We start from the raw sequence: 21,204 nt of genomic DNA, 5'->3' as shown, positions 1-21,204 counted from the left end.
AAAAGGATAAAAGCTGGTACTTACCTTCTGTCGTTTGACTAAGAGAATGATGGCATGGACATAAATATACTGGTGATGATTGTTTACTTCGTGCTGATGATTGCAATCAGTTACGCATTCAAAAAAATGGGTACTGGCTCATCCAGCCACTACTTTCGCGGCGGTGGCCGAATGCTATGGTGGATGGTTGGCGCGACGGCGTTTATGGCGCAGTTCAGCGCCTGGACGTTTACCGGCGCGGCAGGGCAGGCATATCGCTACGGATTTACCGCTGTAGGCGTATTCGTAGGGAACGTGCTGGGATATATCGTTGCCTGGTGGTGGTTTGCAACCCGCTTCCGCCAGCTGCGCGTAGATACGCCTACCGAAGCGATTAATCATCGTTTTGGGCCACGCAATGAACAGTTTTTTACCTGGGTGCTGATCCCTTTAAGCATTCTGAATGCTGGCGTATGGCTTAACAGCCTCGCCGTGTTTGCAAGTGCGGTGTTCAAATATGATTTAACGATGACGCTGTGGTGTACCGGGCTGGTGGTTCTGCTTATTTCATTGTTAAGCGGATCCTGGGGCGTAGTGGCGAGTGATTTTGTTCAAACCCTGATCGTGGCTCTGATCTCAGTGATGTGTGCCGCAGTAGCCTTGTTCAAAGTCGGTGGACCGGTGAAGCTGGTGACGCAGTTCCCATCCGGCTTCTTTACCGGGCCTGATACCGGGCCGCATTACATTTCGATAATGATCGTCTGCTTTATATTTTTCTTTATTAAACAGATACAAAGCTTCAATAATCTGCAGGACTCCTACCGTTATCTGAATGCCAAAGACAGTCAGAATGCGAAAAAAGCCGCCCTGTTTGCGCTGCTACTGATGCTTTTTGGCACCCTGATTTGGTTTATCCCGCCGTGGGCTACGGCCGTGCTTTATCCGGATGCAGCTCAGGCGCACCAGGAACTGGGAAAAAATGCCAGCGACGCGGCATACCTGGTCTTTGCCGAGCGGGCTATGCCTCAGGGAACGGTGGGCTTGCTGATGGCAGGACTGTTTGCAGCAACGATGTCGTCGATGGACACGGCGCTTAATCGTAATTCCGGTATTTTTGTTCGTAGCTTCTGGACGCCAGTTATCAATCGTCACCAGCCGAAGAGCGAGCATTATCAGCTAAGAGTGGGGCAGGTCGCCTGTATCGTCAACGGCGTGCTGGTGATCCTGGTCGCGCAGTATATGCAGTCGCTGCAAAGTCTCAGCCTGTTCGATTTGATGATTCAGGTCGGTACGCTGATGTCGGCGCCGATTATTGTGCCGCTATTTTTCGGTATGTTCATTCGTCGCACGCCTGACTGGGCTGCCTGGGGAACGGTCGTTTTCGGACTCGCTGTTTCCTGGACTATTACCCACTGGTATACCGTTGCCGATGTCACACAGTTGTTAGGCCTGGCGCTTACCAGCCGCGAGCTAAAAGATGCCTCCGCCGTATGGAACATCTTCTCTCACCTGGTGTTTACCGGCGGTTTCTTCTGCCTGACGACCCTCTTCTGGCGTGAGCCAGGATTGTCCCGCCAGAAAGTGCTCACGACCTTCTTCACTAATATGGAAACCCCTGTTTATGCCGATCGTGAACAGGATGAGTTCGACCATCTACAGCGCAGCAAAATTGGCAGGATCTCTATGGTCATGGGGGCCGGTTTACTGCTGATGATTCTGATACCTAACCCGCTGTGGGGGAGAGCGTTGTTCCTGCTTTGCGCCCTCTCAATCATTTTGTTTGGCTGGGCACTGTTGCGCAGCGCCGGACCTGGACGGTTGAATGCAGCTGAGCAGTCGACGCTGCTGTCGAAAAGCTCTGACCAGGCATAACCAGTTTTTTTACCGATATGAAGGAAGCGATATGTTCTCTGATTTACGTGGTAAGCGAGTATTGATTACCGGTTCTACCGGTGGGATTGGCCTGGCCGCTGCGGCAATGTTTCTTCGTCATGGCGCGATGGTGGGGGTTAACGGCCGAAGGAGTGCCGAAAGCTTTAACGCCACGCTGACAGAGCTTGCTCGCGAAGGCGACGTGGCTTATTTCCAGAACGACGTTATGACTTCCGCTGGCTGTCAGTCGCTGGTGAATGCTTTTGTTGAGCGTTTCGGCGGCATTGATGTGCTGATTAACAACGCCGGTGGGCTTGGGGGACGAGCAGGGCTGGAGAATATCGACGACGATTTTTACGATCTGGTTATGAACCTGAACGCCCGCTCAGCCTTAATGATGACTAAATATGCGATCCCGTGGCTACGCCAGGCTGCCGGGCAGCGCGGAGAAACCAGTTCAGTCATTAGTACCGGCTCTATTGCCGGGCGGGAAGGCGGCGGGCCAGGGGCCGGTATTTATGCGGCTTCCAAGGCCTGGCTGCATGACATTCATCGAAACTGGGTGAAGGAATTCACCAAAGACAATATCCGCTTTAATATTGTCTCACCGGGCACGATAGATACCCCTTTCCACGCTGATAAGGCACCAGAACTGCGGGAGAAAATCAGAGGAAGCATTCCTATGGGGCGCTTTGGGGAAAGCGAAGAAGTGGCTCCCAGCTTTTTGTTTTTTGCCTCGCACGCCTGTAGCGGTTTTATCACCGGGCAGATACTGGATGTGAATGGGGGACAAATAGCGCCGTAATCTATAGAAGAAGGCGGGATTTTCCCGCCTTGTTTGTTACTCTTCAACGCTTTCGCGAAGCGGCTTCACCGGCGTGACGCGCACCTGCTTAATCATATTGTCCTGCACGTCGAGAATATCGATATCGTAATGGGTGATGCGCACCCGGGTATCATTCGCCGGGATCTCCTGTAACTCTTCCAGCAGCATGCCGTTTATGGTGCGTGCATCATCTTCCGGTAACGTCCAGTTAAAGGCTTTATTAATTTCGCGCACGTTAGCGCTGCCTTCAATAATCACCGAGCCATCATTTTGCGGCACCACTTCTTCGGCAAGCGTTGGCGACATTGAGGTAGTGAAATCACCTACGATCTCTTCCAGGATATCTTCCACGGTGATCAATCCCTGGATGTCGCCATATTCATTCACCACGAGGCCGACTTTCTTTTTGTTGCGCTGGAATTTCACCAGCTGCACGCTCAGCGGCGTGCCTTCCGGGACAAAGTAGACCTCATCAGCGGCACGCAGCAGCGTCTCTTTGGTGAATTCCTGTTTCTCCGTCATCAGGCGATAAGCTTCGCGCACCCGCAGCATGCTGATGGTGTCGTCCAGCGTGTCGCGATAAAGCACGATGCGGCCATGCGGGGAGTGCGTCAGCTGGCGGACGATGGATTTCCAGTCGTCGTTAATGTTGATACCCACGATTTCGTTGCGCGGGACCATGATGTCGTTCACGCCGATCTTTTCCAGATCCAACACCGAAAGCAGCATGTCCTGATGGCGACGCGACATATTCGAACGGGACTCGTGCACGATGGTGCGCAGCTCGTCTTTGCTGAGGGCTCCGCTGATGACGTTATCGGTTTTAATGCCCACCATGCGCATCAGCATACGGGTGATAATATTCAGCAGCCAGACCAGAGGCATCATCAAAATTTGTAGCGGGCCGAGCAGGACGCTGCTTGGAAAGGCAACTTTTTCCGGGTAAAGCGCTGCGATGGTTTTAGGCAGCACTTCGGCAAAGATGAGTACCACGAAAGTAAGGACACCGGTAGCAATGGCAACGCCAGCGTCGCCATAAAGACGCATGCCTACGATGGTGGCAATGGCGGAGGCGAGAATGTTCACCAGATTATTGCCGATCAGAACGAGACTAATCAGGCGATCCGGCTTGCGCAGTAATTTTTCGACGCGTCTGGCGGCACGGTTGCCTTGCTTGGCAAGGTGGCGGAGGCGATAGCGGTTGAGCGTCATCATGCCGGTTTCCGACCCGGAGAAGTACGCTGAAACCACCACCATGATGACCAGAGTGACGATCAGCGTGGTGGTTGAGATGTGTTCCAAAAGAGATATCCTTTAAATTGCAAAATTAGCCAACGAGCTGTTGCAGAACCCGGCTACCGAAGTAGGCAAGGGTCAGGATCGCGGCCCCGGCGACGTTAAACCACACCACACGGCGGCCCCGCCAACCTTCATGATAGTGTCCCCACAGCAAAATAATGTAGACAAACCAGGCAAGAATAGACAGCACGGCTTTGTCGACGTTCTCCGTGCTGAAGAGATCGTGCATATAAAACAGGCCGGTGGAGAGCGTCAGCGTTAACAGCACCACGCCAACCTGGGTGATGTGAAACATTTTGCGCTCGATAACCATCAGCGGCGGCATTTCGGCGCTAAAGGCGAGCTTTTTATTTTTTAGCTGGAAATCTATCCACGCCAGCTGCAGCGCATACAGCGCGGCGATAATCAGCGTGGCATAGGCAAATAACGCAAGGCCGATATGGATCATCATGCCCGGCGTGGTTTCCAGATGGGTGACGAACTCGTTAGGCACGAAAGTGGCGAAGGCGAGGTTAATCACGGCAAACGCGTAGACAATCGGCAACAGTAACCAGCCGCGGTTGCGCGAGGCAACAATCGTCATTACCGTACAGATCATCAGGCTGACCAGCGAACCGACGTTCAGCAGGCTGAGGTTCTGCCCGCCGTCACCCGCAAAAATGCGGGCTTCCAGCGCCAGCGCGTGGCTGACAAGCGCAACGGCAGCCGATAAAATTGCCAGGCGGCGCCATGTGCTGTTCTTCGTGAGAAGGCCAGGAATAATCAGCGCGAGGCTGGTGGAGTAGGCTACAAGCGCAAGAAGTGCGAAAACAGGCATATAAGGTGTCGGTCAGTTAGCCAGAGATGAAAAAAGGCAGTATAACGTCACCTGCCGCCTGCTCCAACTCTAACCGTTGCATCACATGCAGGGCGGCTTCATGTTATAATCCGCCAAATTCTGTTTTGTGTCGCGTACTGCGGCCCTAAGTTACCACGTTAGGCAAAATACAATGTTTGATAATTTAACTGACCGTCTGTCGCGTACCCTGCGCAATATCAGCGGCCGTGGGCGGCTGACTGAAGAGAACGTTAAAGAAACGCTGCGCGAAGTGCGCATGGCACTGCTGGAAGCGGACGTTGCGCTGCCGGTAGTGCGCGATTTTATCAGCCGTGTAAAAGAAAAAGCGGTTGGTCACGAGGTTAACAAGAGCCTGACGCCGGGTCAGGAGTTCGTCAAAATCGTTCGCGCCGAGCTGGTTGCGGCAATGGGCGAAGAAAACGCCGTGCTTAACCTTGCCGCGCAGCCGCCAGCCGTAGTGCTGATGGCGGGCCTGCAGGGCGCCGGTAAAACCACAAGCGTGGGCAAGCTGGGTAAATTCTTACGCGAGAAGCATAAGAAGAAGGTGCTGGTCGTCTCTGCCGACGTCTATCGCCCGGCGGCGATCAAACAGCTGGAAACCCTGGCTGAACAGGTTGGCGTAGAGTTCTTCCCGTCTGACGTTGGGCAAAAACCTGTCGATATCGTCAACGCGGCGCTGAAGGAAGCGAAGCTGAAGTTCTACGACGTGCTGCTGGTGGATACCGCCGGTCGTCTGCACGTAGACGAAGCGATGATGGATGAAATCAAACAGGTGCACGCCGCGATTAATCCGGTAGAAACCCTGTTTGTGGTCGATGCCATGACCGGTCAGGATGCGGCAAATACCGCGAAGGCGTTTAACGAAGCGCTGCCGCTGACGGGCGTGGTGCTGACCAAGGTAGACGGCGATGCGCGCGGCGGTGCAGCGCTGTCTATTCGACACATTACCGGCAAGCCGATTAAATTCCTCGGCGTCGGCGAGAAAACCGAAGCGCTGGAGCCGTTCCACCCGGATCGTATCGCTTCGCGTATTCTGGGCATGGGCGACGTGCTGTCGCTTATCGAAGATATCGAAAGCAAAGTTGACCGCGCTCAGGCCGAGAAGCTCGCCAGCAAGCTGAAAAAAGGCGATGGCTTCGACCTCAACGACTTCCTTGAGCAGCTCAAGCAGATGAAAAACATGGGCGGCATGGCGAGCATGATGAGCAAGCTGCCGGGCATGGGACAGCTGCCGGACAACGTCAAATCCCAGATGGATGACAAAGTGCTGGTGCGCATGGAGGCGATTATCAACTCCATGACCCTCAAGGAGCGCGCGGCGCCAGAAATCATTAAAGGTTCCCGCAAGCGCCGTATCGCGCAGGGTTCCGGCATGCAGGTGCAGGACGTAAACCGCCTGCTCAAGCAGTTCGACGACATGCAGCGCATGATGAAGAAGATGAAAAAAGGCGGAATGGCGAAAATGATGCGCGGCATGAAAGGCATGATGCCGCCAGGTTTCCCAGGCCGTTAAGCTCATTTAGATTGCTTTTTGCGCCCAAATGAGTAAAATTTTCGGGCTTTTAATATGACACCGGGTTCCGTCCCTCGATGGAGCCCGGTGTTTTATTCACTAAAGAGGATGTTATGGTAACTATTCGTTTAGCACGTCACGGCGCTAAAAAGCGTCCGTTCTACCAGGTTGTTGTTACTGACAGCCGTAATGCACGTAACGGTCGCTTCATCGAGCGCGTTGGTTTCTTCAACCCTATCGCCGGTGAGAAAGACGAGGCAAGCCGCCTGAATCTGGATCGTATCGAGCATTGGGTTGGCCTTGGCGCTACCGTTTCCGATCGCGTAGCTACGCTGATCAAAGCAGCAAAAAAAGCAGCTTAATCTGTCACGGTGGTCATGATGAGCAATCAACTCGCAGCTTCGGTACCTGTTAACCCAATCGTGTTGGGGAAAATGGGCTCCTGCTACGGTATTCGTGGTTGGCTCAGAGTGTTCTCCTCCACCGAAGACGCCGAAAGCATTTTTGACTATCAGCCCTGGTTTATCCAGAAGGCGGGTCAGTGGCAGCAGGTACAGCTTGAGAGCTGGAAGCACCACAATCAGGATCTGATCATCAAGCTGAAAGGCGTTGACGATCGGGATGCCGCGAATCTTCTCACCAATTGCGAAATTGTGGTTGATTCATCGCAGTTGCCTCATCTCGAAGAGGGTGACTATTACTGGAAAGACCTTATGGGCTGCCAGGTAGTGACCACACAGGGATATCAGCTCGGTAAAGTCATTGACATGATGGAAACCGGCTCCAATGACGTGCTCGTCATTAAGGCAAACCTGAAAGATGCGTTCGGTATCAAGGAGCGGCTGGTTCCGTTCCTCGATGGGCAGGTTATCAAGAAAGTCGATCTCGCTACTCAAACGATTGAAGTAGATTGGGATCCTGGTTTCTAAACCTCCGGATAAACGGTAACGAAACGGCGTGATGGGGAAAGGCTTGTGTTTATTGGTGTAGTTAGCCTGTTTCCAGAGATGTTCCGCGCAATTACCGATTACGGGGTAACTGGCCGGGCAGTTAAAAATGGCCTGCTGAGCATCCAGAGCTGGAGTCCGCGCGACTTCACTTATGACCGGCACCGTACCGTGGACGATCGTCCTTACGGCGGCGGACCGGGTATGCTTATGATGGTAAACCCGTTAAGGGAAGCCATCCACGCAGCGAAAGCGGCGGCAGGGGAAGGCGCAAAGGTAATCTATCTTTCACCTCAGGGGCGCAAGCTTGATCAAGCAGGCGTCTGTGAACTGGCAACCAACAAGAAGTTAATTCTGGTTTGTGGCCGTTACGAGGGAATCGATGAGCGCGTGATCCAGACCGAAATTGACGAAGAATGGTCAATCGGCGATTACGTTCTCAGCGGTGGCGAGCTACCGGCAATGACGCTGATTGACTCCGTCTCACGGTTTATTCCGGGCGTACTGGGCCATGAAGCATCGGCAATTGAAGATTCGTTTGCCGATGGGTTGCTGGACTGTCCACACTATACCCGTCCTGAAGTGTTAGAGGGGATGGAAGTACCGGCGGTATTGCTGTCGGGGAACCATGCCGAGATCCGCCGCTGGCGCCTGAAACAGTCGCTGGGCCGCACCTGGCTTAGAAGACCTGAACTTCTGGAAAACCTGGCTCTGACTGAAGAGCAAGCAAGGTTGCTGGCAGAGTTCCAACAGGAGCATGCACAACAGCAGCATAAACATGATGGGCAAGGCTAAAGCCTCCCAATACATCAGTTTACCCAGGATAAGAGATTAAATTATGAGCAACATTATTAAGCAAATTGAACAAGAACAGATGAAACAGGATGTACCTTCCTTCCGTCCGGGCGACTCCGTGGAAGTGAAAGTATGGGTCGTTGAAGGTTCTAAAAAACGTCTGCAGGCATTTGAGGGCGTGGTTATCGCTATCCGTAACCGCGGTCTGCACTCTGCATTCACTGTTCGTAAAATTTCCAACGGCGAAGGTGTTGAGCGCGTATTCCAGACTCACTCCCCGGTAATCGACAGCATTACCGTTAAACGTCGTGGTGCCGTTCGTAAAGCTAAACTGTACTACCTGCGTGAGCGTACTGGTAAGTCTGCTCGTATCAAAGAGCGTCTGAACTAAGATATCGCTAACGCGGCATCCAAACGTTAAAGTGAAACAAGGGGTTAGCGATGAGCTAACCCCTTTTTTGCTGCTGGTGTCGACACAAGGCCGTTTAAAACGTACCAGCTAATACGCCGAGGGAACATTACTCTTTTGGCGGGAACTTCGATCTGTTCGGATCGTTTTCAAGGCCGTTTTTATCCACTTCCACTTCCTGACGGCGAACCGTGTCTTTAACCGTTTCGGTACGCTCCGTGGTTTCAGTGCGCAGGCCCACCTCTTCACGGACATGAGCGGTTTTATTCACCGTAGGCACCTCGTGCGACTCTTCAACTTCAAGCGTCTGTTCTGACCAGTCCACATCATTAAGATAAGCCGGTTCATTAAGGGCGGAACGGAACACGTCGGCGTGCTGTTCGGTAAGTGAGATATCTTCCGCCACTTCATCTTCAACCGTATAGCGGCGCAGGCGAACTTTACCGTCGCTGACCCGACGTTTGCCTACGTCGATCTCTTCTTCAGCCAGCGTCAGCGTTTCCCGGTTATCGCCTTCTCTGTAAGCCGGGTTGGCCTGAACGTCACCTGTTACGCCTCCTGCGATATCCGCAGAAGCGGTACGCCCGCTTACATAATCAGCGTCGCCGGGAAGCGTTTTTGCTACAACCTCATCATCGCTTACGTAATCTTCATCCCTTAAGCCTGCGCTTTCACTCCTTAAGGCAGGATCCGAGATATCCTGTCCGACGGCGCGAGGCGCCACATCGTCGGTTTCCCCGAGGAAATTTTTGCCATAGATGTCATCGCCAACGCTGCTATTTGTAGCGTAATCGCTGGCGCAGCTGTCCAGCAGCGTTTCGATTCTGTCCGCGTCGTCTTTATCCACTCGGGCAATCAGCAGCACTCCGCCAGCGCGGATGGCTTTGTTGTACTCGGACGCATAATCATCATCAACATCGTCGCCGAACAGGCGTTGCCAGAAGCTCGGATGACGAATTTCTTTATCTTCATCGCGTAACCTTTCGCCCGAAATAATATCGATGTTATCGCCCGAAATACCTTCCGCAATGAGTTTCTCTTTAGCAACTTCTGCCTGCTGAGGTTGGGTGAAAGCCGTAACGATTTTTTCGTGTGCCATATCTGATGTTCCTCATGATAAGTCTAAAAGGTTGTCATTCATCTTCCGTTGAAATATTAATTTCCTGCGATCGTAAAATGATATTTTCCTGATGCGTCTCTGTCCTGAGATTTTTAATAACATGAACTTCTTCGGTGAGAACGTAATACTTAATTATTTCAATACGCTCTTCTATAATAGGGATTATTGTGACATCGCCTTCCTGACGAACCTGAGGGATATTTCCGGCTTTTACCGCTTCGTTTTTTGCGACGCGTTCGATTACCACATCCTCGTGCGTCAGCTCCGTCTCAATAAGCTTCTCTTCGGCCCGCGTGGAGCGCTTGAGGCGTACACGCCGGTCGACAACTTTCTTTGTGCCCAGCTCAACACGCTCCTCCGCAAGGGATACCGTGTTTTTGGCACTGATCCGATCTTTATCGATGTCGCTTTTATTTGACATATTTTACCCGGATATATTGCTATTAAAATAACTGCTTAATAAATAACGAAAACTCTTAACAGATTTTTATAAAGTTATTTACCGGTGTTCTGTTAAGCATAGATCAAAAAAGAGAGCAGCCGGGAATTTGGCGCAGTAAATTGTTAAAAGAAGTAAAAAAGTTGACATTAAACTGAAACGTTAAGCGGGCATCAGAATATTCTGTAAAAAAACTTCACCGCCCAATAAAGGTCTACGTACCCGGCTTTAGCACTTTTATTATTAATATCGCGCAACGTCTGGACTTTCTTCAATGCAGCCTGGCAAAAACAAAGATGGGGCGCTGGTGCGCTGAATGAATCTATCAGTACATACCTTAGCCAGCCCGTTATGCGATAGCATTGGTGTAATTTTTTCTTTACGAAAAGCATCTTTAATCTGGTGCCTGACGCCATTTTATTGCTCTCTGTAACGTATTATTTACGTAATATGGATTGCAAACTTTACGGTTCATGGTAAGGTAAGGTTTCCTCACTGAGGAAACGACTATCGCAAACGAGCTAAACAGGACCGCCATCATGCAAAAAGACGCGCTGAACAACGTTCATATTTCTGACGAACAGGTATTAATCACGCCGGATCAGCTTAAAGCCGAGTTCCCGCTTACTGCTGAACAAACGGTACAGATCGAACAATCACGCCAGACCATCTCGGACATTATCGCCGGTCGCGATCCCCGTCTGCTGGTGGTTTGTGGGCCTTGCTCGATCCACGATCCGGAAACCGCGATTGAATATGCTCGTCGTTTTAAAGCACTTTCTGAACAAGTCAGCGATAGTCTGTACCTCGTCATGCGCGTCTATTTTGAGAAACCACGTACTACCGTGGGCTGGAAAGGGCTGATTAACGATCCGCACATGGATGGCTCGTTTGATGTGGAAGCAGGTCTGAAGATGGCGCGCAATCTGCTGGTGGAGCTGGTCAGCATGGGCTTGCCGCTGGCAACGGAAGCGCTTGATCCGAACAGCCCGCAATACCTGGGCGATCTGTTTAGCTGGTCGGCAATTGGCGCACGCACCACCGAGTCCCAGACTCACCGTGAAATGGCTTCCGGCCTTTCCATGCCGGTTGGCTTTAAAAATGGTACCGACGGTAGCCTGGGTACGGCAATTAACGCGATGCGCGCGGCTGCGATGCCGCACCGTTTTGTCGGCATCAACCAGGCGGGGCAGGTTTGCCTGCTGCAAACCCAGGGCAATCCGGATGGACATGTCATTCTGCGCGGCGGCAAAGCGCCAAACTACAGCCCGGAAGATGTGGCCCAGTGCGAAAAAGAGATGCAGCAGGCGGGACTGCGTCCGGCCTTGATGATAGATTGCAGCCATGGCAATTCTAACAAAGACTACCGCCGCCAGCCGGGCGTGGCCGAGTCCGCCATCGCGCAGATTAAAGATGGTAACCGTTCGATTATCGGCCTGATGATTGAGAGCAATATCCATGAAGGGAACCAGTCGTCTGAGCAGCCACGCAGCGCAATGAAATACGGCGTTTCCGTTACCGATGCCTGCATCAACTGGGAAACAACGGAAAGCCTGCTGCTTGAGATCCATAAAGATCTGCACGGTACGCTTGCGGCGCGTAAGGCATAAGAGGTTTTACTATGGTTGCTGAATTGACCGCGTTACGCGATCAAATCGATGAGGTAGACAAGGCGCTGCTGGATCTTCTGGCACGCCGCCTGGAGCTGGTCGCGGAAGTTGGCGAAGTCAAAAGCCGCTACGGCTTACCCATTTATGTTCCCGAGCGTGAAGCGGCAATGCTGGCCTCCCGCCGCAAAGAAGCAGAAGCGCTCGGCGTTCCGCCCGATCTCATTGAAGATGTGCTGCGCCGCGTAATGCGTGAGTCCTACTCCAGCGAGAACGATAAAGGATTCAAGACCCTTTATCCGGCATTACGTCCGGTGGTGATTGTCGGCGGTGGCGGCCAGATGGGGCGTTTATTCGAAAAAATGCTCACGCTCTCCGGTTACCAGGTGCGCATCCTTGAAAAAGAAGACTGGCCCCGGGCCGCGGATATGATGGCTGACGCCGGCATGGTGATTGTCAGCGTTCCCATTCATCTTACTGAAGAGGTTATTGCCCAGCTGCCGCCGCTGCCGGAAGACTGCGTGCTTGTCGATCTCGCCTCCGTTAAGAACGGGCCGCTGCAGGCCATGTTAGCCGCCCACGGCGGGCCGGTATTAGGTTTGCACCCGATGTTTGGGCCGGATAGCGGCAGCCTGGCAAAACAGGTTGTGGTCTATTGCGATGGGCGCCAGCCGGAAGCCTATCAGTGGTTTCTGGAGCAGATACAGGTCTGGGGCGCGCGCTTACACCGCTCCAGCGCCGTTGAGCACGACCAGAACATGGCGTTTATCCAGGCGTTGCGCCACTTTGCCACTTTCGCTTACGGCCTGCATCTGGCGGAAGAGAATGTGCAGCTGGAGCAGCTGCTGGCGCTTTCTTCGCCAATTTACCGGCTGGAGCTGGCGATGGTCGGGCGGCTGTTTGCGCAGGATCCGCAGCTGTACGCCGATATCATTATGTCGTCGGAGAGTAATCTGGCGCTGATCAAGCGTTATTATAAAAGATTCGGCGAGGCGATTGGTCTGCTTGAGCATGGCGATAAGCAGGCGTTTATCGACAGCTTCCGCAAGGTTGAACACTGGTTCGGGGACTACGCCCAGCGTTTCCAGAGCGAAAGCCGCACTTTGTTACGCCAGGCGAATGATAACCGTCAGTAGCAGTAAAAAGGTTTTATAATCAAAGCCAGCGGCAAAGCCCGCTGGCTTTTTTTTGCGATAAGGATACCTGAAATGGCACAGCCGCAAGTTCTGTTTGATTACACCGGTCACCTGCCCGAATGCCCAACCTGGAACGCAGAAGAGCAGAGCCTTTACTGGACTGATATTCTTGAAAACGAAATTCATCGCTACCACCCGGTGAGCGCCAGGCATGACGTTATTCAGTTTTCCGAAGAGGTGGGCTGCTTTGCCTTTCGTGAAAACGGCGGTTTTATCGTAGCGTTACGCAGCGGAATTTACCTTACCAATCAAACGGGCCTTATCACCCATAAGGTCTGCGATAACCCCAATAATCCCGAGCTTGCGCGTTTTAACGATGGCGGCACCGATCGCGAGGGCCGTTTTTACGCCGGCACGTTCTGGGGGCCGGGCGATTATAACGGCGCCCTGCTGTGCCGTGTTGATAATGATTTGACGCCGCATATTATTCAGCACGATATTCATGGCGCGAACGGTCTGGCTTTCAGCGAAGATAAAAAGTGGATGTATACATCCGATACGCCGAATGGCGTAATTTATCGCACCTCCCTGAATGAAGAGGGGGAACCCGGCGTACGGCAGGTATTCAAACGCTTCGCGCCGGGAGAGGGTATTCCTGATGGTGCAGCCTTAGACAGGGAAGGTTGCTACTGGACCGCTTTGTTCGATGGCTATCGCATCGCACGGCTCTCCCCGCAGGGTGAAATTCTGGAGGAATATACTTTGCCGGTACGTTGTCCGACGATGGTCTGCTTTGGCGGCGATGATATGAAAACGCTGTTTATCACTACCACGCGGGAAAATATGGATGAAGCGGAAATCGCTGCGCGTCCGCTTTCGGGGGCTATTTTCACGCTTCGGGTGAACGTTGCGGGCCTGGCAAAACTGAAGTTTAAAGAGAGTCAGTAAGCCAGCGTGACGCTGGCTTACTCCGGTCAGCGTCAGGCAGGATCGACAGGCACGACATTCTCGCTCGGGTAGCTGCCGAGCACCTTCATTGAGCGGGTGATCTCGCCCAGCTCCCGCAAGGCTTTCTGCATTTCCATATTTTTCAGGTTGGCCTGAATATCCAGATAGAACATCTCTTCCCACGGATTGCCGTTGATCGGGCGGGATTCAAGTTTCGTCATAATCAGATTGTGATTGCGCAGCACGAGAAGCGCTTCAACCAGCGCACCGGCCTGCTGGCCCGTCGCGATAAGCAGCGTGGTTTTGGCCGGCACCTGCTCTGAAACATCAATTGCTTTGCGCGCCAGCACCACGAAACGAGTAATGTTTTGCGTCTGATTCGCCAGGTTACGCTCAAGCACCTGCAGGCCATAGAGCGCGCCACCGGCCTCGCTCCCTAGCGCTGCGACATGAGGCGAATTCGCCTGAGCAACCTTTTCCATCGCGGCGGACGTGCTTTCGCAATATTCAATCTTCCAGCGTGGATAACGATTGATGAACTGGCTGCACTGCTGGAAAGGCTGCGGATGGCTGTAAACTATCTCGATTTTTTCTAACTCTGTCGTGCCGCTTACCAGCACGCAGTGGTCGATAGGTACGGTCATTTCGCCGACGATGGAAAGGCTGGTGTGCTGGAGCAGATCGTAGACGTCATTGATCGCGCCGGAGCTGGTGTTTTCAATTGGCACCACGGCGTAATCGGCCTGGCCGGTCTCCACCTGGTTGAAAATATCCTGGAATTTGGCGCAGCCGCTCTCGATAAACTGCTCGAAATGACGCGCGGCGTACTGACGGGCCGCAAGATGAGAGTAAGAACCTTTAGGACCGAGAAAAGCGATGCGGGCAGAGTGCGGATTGGTTTTATTCAGATGTTGTTGCAGCAATGCCTGCTGGGTCAGGACCGAATCTTCAATGATAAGCTGGAACAGCCGGGTAATGTAGTGCGCATCCAGGTGATGCGTTTTACCTAGCGTAATCAGGCGTTCAAGCAAATCACGCTCGCGATCGATGTCGCGCACCGGACGGTGAGACTCGAGCTTCGCCTTGCCCACTTCTACGGCGAGCCCGCGGCGTTCCGCCAGCAGCGCCAGCAGCTTTACATCCAGGGCGCTGATTTTATCGCGCAGAGCCAGCAAGGGGTTTGTCTCATTCATAACGCTACCTTTTCGATGTCCATAAAAAAGGCCTCCCGTTTTGGGAGGCCTGTTTGTTCGTCTTCGCATTCTTTATCACACGACGAATTGCCTCCCGGTCAGGGGAAGGTAAAAAAGAATGCGAAGAAAAACGGTAAAAGTCTCATGGCTGATTCCTGGCAAGTCTGAGGGTTAACTTACCCGCTCTGTTTTCGCCCTGTCAATAAAAAACGCGCCCGGAGGCGCGTTACTGATGCGAATTCACTTTCAGATTTACTCTTCTTCAGTTTCTTCCGCGAAGGCGACATCTTTCACTGAGCCTGTGGCACGGCGTGCTTCACCTTTGTGCTGCACCTTATTTAACTGCCGCTCCAGCTTGTTGATTAATTCGTTGATGGCCGTATACATATCGTCATGCTTGGCGCTCGCGACGAGCTGCCCGTTCGGCGTGCTTATGGTGGCATCAGCCACAAAACCCTGGGGTTCTTTGGACAAGATTATGTGTGGATTAATAAGATGAGTTTGCCACTTGTCCAGTTTGGTGAGACGGTCCGCGACGTGCTGGCGAATAGCTGGGGTGATTTCCATTTGCTTGCTGGTAATGTTCATTGTCATAAAGTTACCTCTTGTCTTTCCCGTCTTGGTAACTTCAGCATACCTCGCTCAATGTCAAAATGTGTGATTAAAATCACGTTATTTTGTCACTTTTTGTCAAGGGAGCCTTTTTGTGAGACAGGGCAGGATAACCGTCGATAACGCTTGTGGAACGCAAAAATAGCGTTCATATTTGATGGGATGGCCTGGCGCTAAACCGTTTCAGTTAAGCGTTGCAGGCAATAAAAACGGCAGCCGAGGCTGCCGTTTTTGTCGTTCTGAAGGCGTAAATCAGCTCTTGCTGCCGTTGGCTGCGATGATTTTCGCCACCTTGTCAGCCTGACCTGACATTTGCATTTCGCGATACGCATTTTCCATCAGCTTTAACCCGTCACGGGTTGCCTGGGTATCCGGGTAATCACGCAGCATGCCTTCGACGCGGTTAACAACTGCCACCCACGCGCCGCGTTTGGTGTAGTATTGCGCCACGGAAAGTTCATACTTAGCCAGACGATCTTTCAGGAATACCAGACGCCTGGTGGCGTCGGTAACGTACTGGCTGTTCGGGTAGCCGCGAACCAGTTTTGAAAAATCATTGAAGGCATCACGCGCGTGCTGCGGATCGCGATCGGAACGATCTACGCCAAAGAACCCCTGTAATGCGCTATCATCCAGCGCCATATCCGTCAGGCCGCGCATATAAAGCACGTAGTCGATATTCGGATGGGTAGGATTGAGGCGCATAAAGCGGTCGATCGCCGCCTGAGCCAGCGGCAGGTCAGCGTTTTTGTAGTAAGCATAAATCAGATCTAACTGCACTTGCTGCGAGTAAGGCCCGAACGGATAACGGTTATCCAGAGCTTCCAGTTGCGTTATCGCCGCTTTAAAGTTACCGTCCTGCAACTTTTGCTGAGCAGTCGCATAGATCTCAGAAGGTGGATTATCAGGAACCTCATCCTTGGAACTGGAGCAACCAGCCAAAGCCAGGCTCAACGTGGCAGCTGCCACCAGATATTTCATACGCGTCATGACGTTTTGACTTTCCTCAGAATGTTATTCCGGGAGGCTTAGTTCCAGCTCCCGATGAAGACCAGCTACAATAGCACACTATATTAAACGGCATTGCCGTAAAACCCAACGTTAACGAAGAAGCTGTCTATGGCACAACTAGTACAACTCAACGCAACAGTATCCGAATCTCAACTCGGTCAACGCTTAGATCAGGCTTTGGCCGAATTGTTCCCGGATTATTCACGTTCGCGTATAAAAGAATGGATTCTTGACCAGCGCGTGCTGGTCAATGGCAAAGTCAGCGACAAACCGAAAGAAAAAGTGTTGGGTGGCGAAAGCGTTACCATCAATGCCGAAATCGAAGAGGATGTACGCTGGGAAGCGCAGGATATCCCACTCAATATTGTCTACGAGGATGATGACATTCTGGTCATCAATAAGCCTCGTGACTTTGTTGTTCACCCGGGCGCTGGCAACCCGGACGGCACGGTGCTGAACGCATTGCTGCATTATTATCCACCGATTGCCGATGTGCCGCGTGCGGGCATCGTTCACCGTCTGGATAAAGACACCACGGGCTTAATGGTGGTGGCCAAGACCGTTCCCGCCCAAACTCGCCTGGTGGAATCGCTGCAGCTGCGTGAGATCACCCGTGAGTATGAGGCGGTCGCCATTGGCCATATGACCGCGGGCGGCACGGTAGAAGAGCCGATCAGCCGTCATCCAACCAAACGTACGCATATGTCCGTTCATCCGATGGGTAAACCAGCGGTCACGCACTATCGCATTATGGAGCACTTCCGCGTGCATACTCGTCTGCGTTTACGTCTGGAAACAGGCCGTACTCACCAGATTCGAGTTCACATGGCCCACATCACGCATCCGCTGGTTGGCGATCAGCTATACGGCGGCCGTCCGCGTCCGCCAAAAGGCGCGTCGGAGGAGTTTGTCGCGGTGCTGCGTAAGTTTGACCGCCAGGCGCTACACGCGACAATGTTGCGTCTTTATCATCCGGTTAGCGGCATGCTGATGGAATGGCATGCGCCGATTCCCCAGGACATGGTGGAGCTGATCGAAGCGCTGCGCGTGGATACGGAAGCCCATAAGGATCAGCTGGACTGGTTATGAGTAAAACGCTGACCCCGCAATTGATTATCCCGGAATGGCCGATTCCGCAAGGCGTTGGCGCCTGTAGCTCAACCCGTATCGGCGGGGTCAGCCATGCTCCCTACGACTCGCTCAATCTTGGCGCCCACTGCGGCGATAAGCCTGAACATGTCGAAGAAAACCGACATCTTTTTTATGCTGCGGCTGATTTGCCTTCAAAGCCCGTCTGGCTTGAGCAGGTACATGGAACAGCGGTATTAAGACTGACCGGCGAGCCCTATGCTTCAAAGCGAGCGGATGCTTCTTACAGCGATACGCCGGGTACGGTTTGTGCGGTAATGACTGCGGATTGTCTACCGGTGCTATTCTGTAATAAGTCCGGAACAGAAGTTGCCGCAGCGCATGCGGGATGGCGGGGCTTATGCGAAGGTGTTCTTGAAGAGACGGTCGCTTGCTTCAGGGATAAGCCGGAAAATATCATAGCCTGGCTTGGGCCAGCTATCGGTCCGGGCGCGTTCGAAGTTGGCCCGGAAGTTTACGAAGCGTTTGTGGCAAAAGATGCGAAAGCGGAAGCAGCTTTCCAGCCGGTGGGCGAAAAGTATTATGCTGATATTTACACCCTTGCACGCCAGCGTCTTGCGAATACAGGCATCGAACGGGTCTACGGCGGGGATCGCTGTACGCATAGCGAAGCGGGAGATTTTTTCTCTTATCGCCGCGACAGAATCACCGGCCGTATGGCAAGTTTTATTTGGCTGATATAACCTATAGAATCAAGACGATCCAGTGCGGGTAACTCAACGCTTACATATTTCAGGTCATTAACCTTGAATAATTGAGGGATGACCTCATTTAATCTCCAGTAGCAAATTTGACCTGTATATGGGAGGAGTTATGCGTCTGGATCGTCTTACCAATAAATTCCAGCTTGCCCTCGCCGATGCCCAGTCTTTGGCTCTCGGGCACGACAATCAATTCATCGAACCTCTGCATCTGATGAGCGCGCTGCTCAATCAGGAAGGAGGATCCGTACGTCCTTTACTGACCTCCGCCGGCGTCAATGCGGGGCAGCTACGCACGGCAATCGAACAGGCGTTGAGCCGCTTACCGCAGGTTGAAGGAACCGGTGGTGATGTGCAGCCTTCGCAGGATTTGATGCGCGTGCTTAATCTTTGCGACAAGCTCGCACAAAAACGAAACGACAATTTTATCTCGTCAGAACTCTTTGTTCTGGCTGCGCTTGAATCGCGCGGCACATTAACCGACTTACTGAAATCAGCGGGCGCCACCACGGCAAATGTGACATCTGCGATTGAGCAAATGCGTGGAGGCGAAAGCGTGAACGATCAGAGTGCCGAAGACCAACGTCAGGCATTGAAAAAATATACCGTCGACCTTACCGAGCGGGCCGAGCAGGGCAAGCTCGATCCGGTTATCGGTCGCGATGAAGAAATTCGCCGCACCATTCAGGTATTGCAGCGTCGTACCAAGAACAACCCTGTGCTCATCGGCGAACCCGGCGTGGGTAAAACAGCCATCGTTGAAGGCCTGGCGCAGCGCATCATTAATGGTGAAGTACCGGAAGGTTTAAAAGGCCGTCGCGTACTGGCTCTGGATATGGGCGCGCTGGTGGCCGGGGCGAAATATCGCGGTGAATTTGAAGAGCGTCTGAAAGCCGTGCTTAACGATCTTTCAAAACAGGAAGGCAACGTCATTCTGTTTATTGACGAACTGCATACCATGGTCGGCGCGGGTAAAGCAGACGGCGCAATGGACGCAGGCAATATGCTTAAACCTGCCTTGGCGCGGGGTGAGCTCCATTGCGTGGGCGCAACGACGCTTGACGAATATCGTCAGTATATAGAAAAGGATGCCGCGCTTGAGCGTCGCTTCCAGAAGGTGTTTGTCGCGGAGCCTTCCGTTGAAGACACCATCGCTATTTTGCGTGGGCTGAAAGAACGCTACGAGCTGCACCACCATGTGCAAATTACGGACCCGGCAATCGTTGCGGCGGCGACGTTATCTCACCGCTACATCGCCGATCGCCAGCTGCCGGATAAAGCCATCGACCTGATCGATGAAGCCGCTTCCAGCATTCGTATGCAAATCGACTCGAAGCCGGAAGAGCTTGACCGTCTCGATCGCCGTATCATCCAGCTCAAACTGGAACAGCAGGCGTTAAAGAAAGAATCTGACGAAGCCAGCCAGAAGCGCCTGAGCATGCTTGAGGAAGAGTTAGGGCAGAAAGAGCGCGAATATTCGGTGCTGGAAGAAGAGTGGAAAGCGGAGAAAGCCTCGCTTTCCGGCACGCAGACCATTAAAGCCGAGCTGGAGCAGGCGAAAATTGCTATCGAGCAGGCTCGCCGCGTTGGCGATCTGGCCCGCATGTCCGAACTGCAATACGGGAAAATCCCGGAGCTTGAGAAACAGCTTGAAGTAGCGACGCACAGCGAAGGCAAAACCATGCGCCTGCTGCGTAATAAAGTAACCGATGTAGAAATCGCTGATGTTCTGGCGCGCTGGACGGGGATCCCTGTTGCCCGCATGCTTGAAGGCGAGCGTGAGAAACTGCTGCGCATGGAGCACGATCTGCACCACAGGGTTATTGGTCAGGATGAAGCTGTTGAAGCAGTTTCGAATGCTATTCGCCGCAGCCGGGCGGGATTATCCGATCCAAATCGTCCGATTGGCTCGTTCCTGTTCCTTGGGCCGACCGGGGTGGGTAAAACCGAGCTGTGCAAGACGCTGGCGAACTTTATGTTTGATAGCGACGATGCGATGGTACGGATCGATATGTCCGAGTTTATGGAAAAACATTCGGTGTCGCGTCTGGTTGGGGCACCTCCGGGCTATGTAGGTTATGAAGAGGGTGGCTATCTGACCGAAGCGGTTCGCCGCCGTCCTTATTCGGTGATTTTGCTGGATGAAATCGAGAAGGCGCATCCGGATGTCTTCAACATTCTGCTGCAGGTACTGGATGATGGCCGGCTTACCGACGGGCAGGGCAGAACGGTCGACTTCAGAAACACCGTCGTTATTATGACCTCGAACCTGGGGTCGGATTTAATTCAGGAGCGTTTTGGCGAGCTGGACTACGGCCATATGAAGGAGTTGGTGCTGGGCGTTGTCAGCCATAGTTTCCGTCCGGAGTTCCTCAACCGTATAGATGAAGTTGTGGTATTCCACCCGCTGGGCGAGCGTCACATTGCTTCTATTGCGCAGATTCAGCTGCAGCGGCTGTACAAACGTCTGGAAGAGCGTGGCTATGAAGTCACTATTTCCGACGATGCGCTGAAGCTGCTGAGCGAAAACGGGTACGACCCGGTTTACGGCGCGCGTCCGCTGAAACGTGCGATTCAACAGCAAATCGAAAACCCGCTGGCTCAGCAAATCCTTTCAGGTGAGCTGGTTCCGGGAAAAACGATCAAGCTGGAAGTAAAAGACGATCGTATCGTCGCATTACAGTGATGCGGTAAAAAGTAAAAACGAGCCCAGACGGGCTCGTTTTTGTTTAAAAACCAGGCGAAAAGCGGTAGATGACAGCGTTATTGCCTGGAAAATAAGCAAACGATAAGTTTTTTCTATTTTATAC

The 21,204-nt window shown here is 52.8% G+C and carries 21 protein-coding genes and 1 other annotated feature; of the genes, 13 read left to right on the top strand and 8 right to left on the bottom strand.

Going from position 1 to position 21,204, the window contains the following annotated elements; translation table 11 throughout:
• Nucleotides 1–54 precede the first annotated feature (54 nt).
• Both WLO31_RS15545 and WLO31_RS15540 read left to right on the top strand, forming a co-directional pair.
• A complete protein-coding gene (locus tag WLO31_RS15545; protein WP_435927518.1) occupies nt 55–1,851 on the top strand; it encodes a sodium:solute symporter family transporter in 1,797 nt (598 codons plus the stop codon).
• Nucleotides 1,852–1,882: 31 nt separating this feature from the next.
• Nucleotides 1,883–2,656, top strand: a complete 774-nt coding sequence (locus tag WLO31_RS15540) for an SDR family NAD(P)-dependent oxidoreductase (RefSeq protein WP_435927517.1) — start codon at nt 1,883–1,885, stop codon at nt 2,654–2,656.
• A gap of 36 nt (nt 2,657–2,692) precedes the next feature.
• On the opposite strand, the gene WLO31_RS15535 is transcribed toward WLO31_RS15540, so the two are convergent.
• Entirely contained in the window at nt 2,693–3,979 is a 1,287-nt protein-coding gene (locus WLO31_RS15535) for an HlyC/CorC family transporter (RefSeq protein WP_435927516.1), read from the bottom strand.
• Nucleotides 3,980–4,004: 25 nt separating this feature from the next.
• The gene (locus WLO31_RS15530) at nt 4,005–4,793 is read right to left on the bottom strand and encodes a cytochrome C assembly family protein (protein ID WP_435927515.1); all 789 of its coding nucleotides are present in this window, start codon (nt 4,791–4,793) and stop codon (nt 4,005–4,007) included.
• Nucleotides 4,794–4,965: 172 nt separating this feature from the next.
• Between WLO31_RS15530 and ffh the strand changes: the two genes are divergently transcribed.
• From ffh to rplS, 5 genes are all read left to right on the top strand, one after another.
• Complete coding sequence (ffh, locus tag WLO31_RS15525) at nt 4,966–6,327, top strand: signal recognition particle protein (protein ID WP_435927514.1); 1,362 nt, start codon at nt 4,966–4,968, stop codon at nt 6,325–6,327.
• A 113-nt stretch (nt 6,328–6,440) separates the two neighbouring features.
• On the top strand, nt 6,441–6,689 hold the full coding sequence (rpsP, locus tag WLO31_RS15520; RefSeq protein WP_435927513.1) for a 30S ribosomal protein S16: 249 nt from the start codon (nt 6,441–6,443) through the stop codon (nt 6,687–6,689).
• A gap of 18 nt (nt 6,690–6,707) precedes the next feature.
• Nucleotides 6,708–7,256, top strand: coding sequence for a ribosome maturation factor RimM (gene rimM / locus WLO31_RS15515; RefSeq protein ID WP_435930633.1), 549 nt, complete (start codon nt 6,708–6,710; stop codon nt 7,254–7,256).
• Between the two features lie 45 nt (nt 7,257–7,301).
• Nucleotides 7,302–8,069: a tRNA (guanosine(37)-N1)-methyltransferase TrmD gene (gene trmD / locus WLO31_RS15510; protein WP_435927512.1), complete on the top strand. Its 768-nt coding sequence runs from the start codon at nt 7,302–7,304 to the stop codon at nt 8,067–8,069.
• A 43-nt stretch (nt 8,070–8,112) separates the two neighbouring features.
• Nucleotides 8,113–8,460 carry a 50S ribosomal protein L19 gene (gene rplS / locus WLO31_RS15505; protein ID WP_031374778.1) on the top strand — a complete coding sequence of 116 codons (348 nt, stop codon included), beginning with the start codon at nt 8,113–8,115 and terminating at the stop codon, nt 8,458–8,460.
• 127 nt (nt 8,461–8,587) lie between these two features.
• Here the strand turns inward: rplS and WLO31_RS15500 are convergent, their stop codons facing one another.
• Nucleotides 8,588–9,577 (bottom strand): YsnF/AvaK domain-containing protein, encoded by a 990-nt coding sequence (locus WLO31_RS15500; protein WP_435927511.1) that lies wholly within the window; start codon nt 9,575–9,577, stop codon nt 8,588–8,590.
• 34 nt (nt 9,578–9,611) lie between these two features.
• Entirely contained in the window at nt 9,612–10,019 is a 408-nt protein-coding gene (locus WLO31_RS15495) for a DUF2382 domain-containing protein (protein WP_435927509.1), read from the bottom strand.
• Nucleotides 10,020–10,576: 557 nt separating this feature from the next.
• On the opposite strand from WLO31_RS15495, the gene aroF reads away from it, so the two are divergent.
• The 3 genes from aroF (at nt 10,577) to WLO31_RS15480 (ending at nt 13,728) form a co-directional block, all read left to right on the top strand.
• Nucleotides 10,577–11,647 (top strand): 3-deoxy-7-phosphoheptulonate synthase AroF, encoded by a 1,071-nt coding sequence (aroF, locus tag WLO31_RS15490; protein ID WP_435927508.1) that lies wholly within the window; start codon nt 10,577–10,579, stop codon nt 11,645–11,647.
• An 11-nt stretch (nt 11,648–11,658) separates the two neighbouring features.
• A complete protein-coding gene (gene tyrA, locus WLO31_RS15485) occupies nt 11,659–12,780 on the top strand; it encodes a bifunctional chorismate mutase/prephenate dehydrogenase (protein ID WP_435927507.1) in 1,122 nt (373 codons plus the stop codon).
• Nucleotides 12,781–12,852: 72 nt separating this feature from the next.
• The gene (locus tag WLO31_RS15480) at nt 12,853–13,728 is read left to right on the top strand and encodes an SMP-30/gluconolactonase/LRE family protein (protein WP_435927505.1); all 876 of its coding nucleotides are present in this window, start codon (nt 12,853–12,855) and stop codon (nt 13,726–13,728) included.
• 32 nt (nt 13,729–13,760) lie between these two features.
• On the opposite strand, the gene pheA is transcribed toward WLO31_RS15480, so the two are convergent.
• From pheA to bamD, 4 genes are all read right to left on the bottom strand, one after another.
• Nucleotides 13,761–14,921: a bifunctional chorismate mutase/prephenate dehydratase gene (gene pheA / locus WLO31_RS15475; protein ID WP_435927504.1), complete on the bottom strand. Its 1,161-nt coding sequence runs from the start codon at nt 14,919–14,921 to the stop codon at nt 13,761–13,763.
• Nucleotides 14,922–14,942: 21 nt separating this feature from the next.
• Nucleotides 14,943–15,068: a sequence feature (Phe leader region), on the bottom strand.
• Nucleotides 15,020–15,067 carry a pheA operon leader peptide PheL gene (gene pheL / locus WLO31_RS15470; RefSeq protein ID WP_201279432.1) on the bottom strand — a complete coding sequence of 16 codons (48 nt, stop codon included), beginning with the start codon at nt 15,065–15,067 and terminating at the stop codon, nt 15,020–15,022. It overlaps the preceding feature by 48 nt.
• A gap of 105 nt (nt 15,069–15,173) precedes the next feature.
• Nucleotides 15,174–15,515, bottom strand: a complete 342-nt coding sequence (gene raiA / locus WLO31_RS15465) for a ribosome-associated translation inhibitor RaiA (protein WP_435927503.1) — start codon at nt 15,513–15,515, stop codon at nt 15,174–15,176.
• Between the two features lie 270 nt (nt 15,516–15,785).
• The gene (gene bamD, locus WLO31_RS15460) at nt 15,786–16,523 is read right to left on the bottom strand and encodes an outer membrane protein assembly factor BamD (protein WP_435927502.1); all 738 of its coding nucleotides are present in this window, start codon (nt 16,521–16,523) and stop codon (nt 15,786–15,788) included.
• A gap of 129 nt (nt 16,524–16,652) precedes the next feature.
• Between bamD and rluD the strand changes: the two genes are divergently transcribed.
• From rluD to clpB, 3 genes are all read left to right on the top strand, one after another.
• Nucleotides 16,653–17,633 carry a 23S rRNA pseudouridine(1911/1915/1917) synthase RluD gene (gene rluD, locus WLO31_RS15455; protein ID WP_435927501.1) on the top strand — a complete coding sequence of 327 codons (981 nt, stop codon included), beginning with the start codon at nt 16,653–16,655 and terminating at the stop codon, nt 17,631–17,633.
• On the top strand, nt 17,630–18,376 hold the full coding sequence (gene yfiH / locus WLO31_RS15450; RefSeq protein ID WP_435927500.1) for a purine nucleoside phosphorylase YfiH: 747 nt from the start codon (nt 17,630–17,632) through the stop codon (nt 18,374–18,376). Before rluD ends, yfiH begins: the two co-directional genes overlap by 4 nt.
• 130 nt (nt 18,377–18,506) lie before the next feature.
• On the top strand, nt 18,507–21,080 hold the full coding sequence (gene clpB, locus WLO31_RS15445; protein ID WP_435927498.1) for an ATP-dependent chaperone ClpB: 2,574 nt from the start codon (nt 18,507–18,509) through the stop codon (nt 21,078–21,080).
• Nucleotides 21,081–21,204 lie beyond the last annotated feature (124 nt).

Origin of the sequence: Dryocola sharpae, from assembly GCF_051307055.1 — a bacterium.
Taxonomy (GTDB): Bacteria; Pseudomonadota; Gammaproteobacteria; order Enterobacterales; family Enterobacteriaceae; genus Dryocola.
This window is presented reverse-complemented; position numbering and strand designations above follow the sequence as displayed.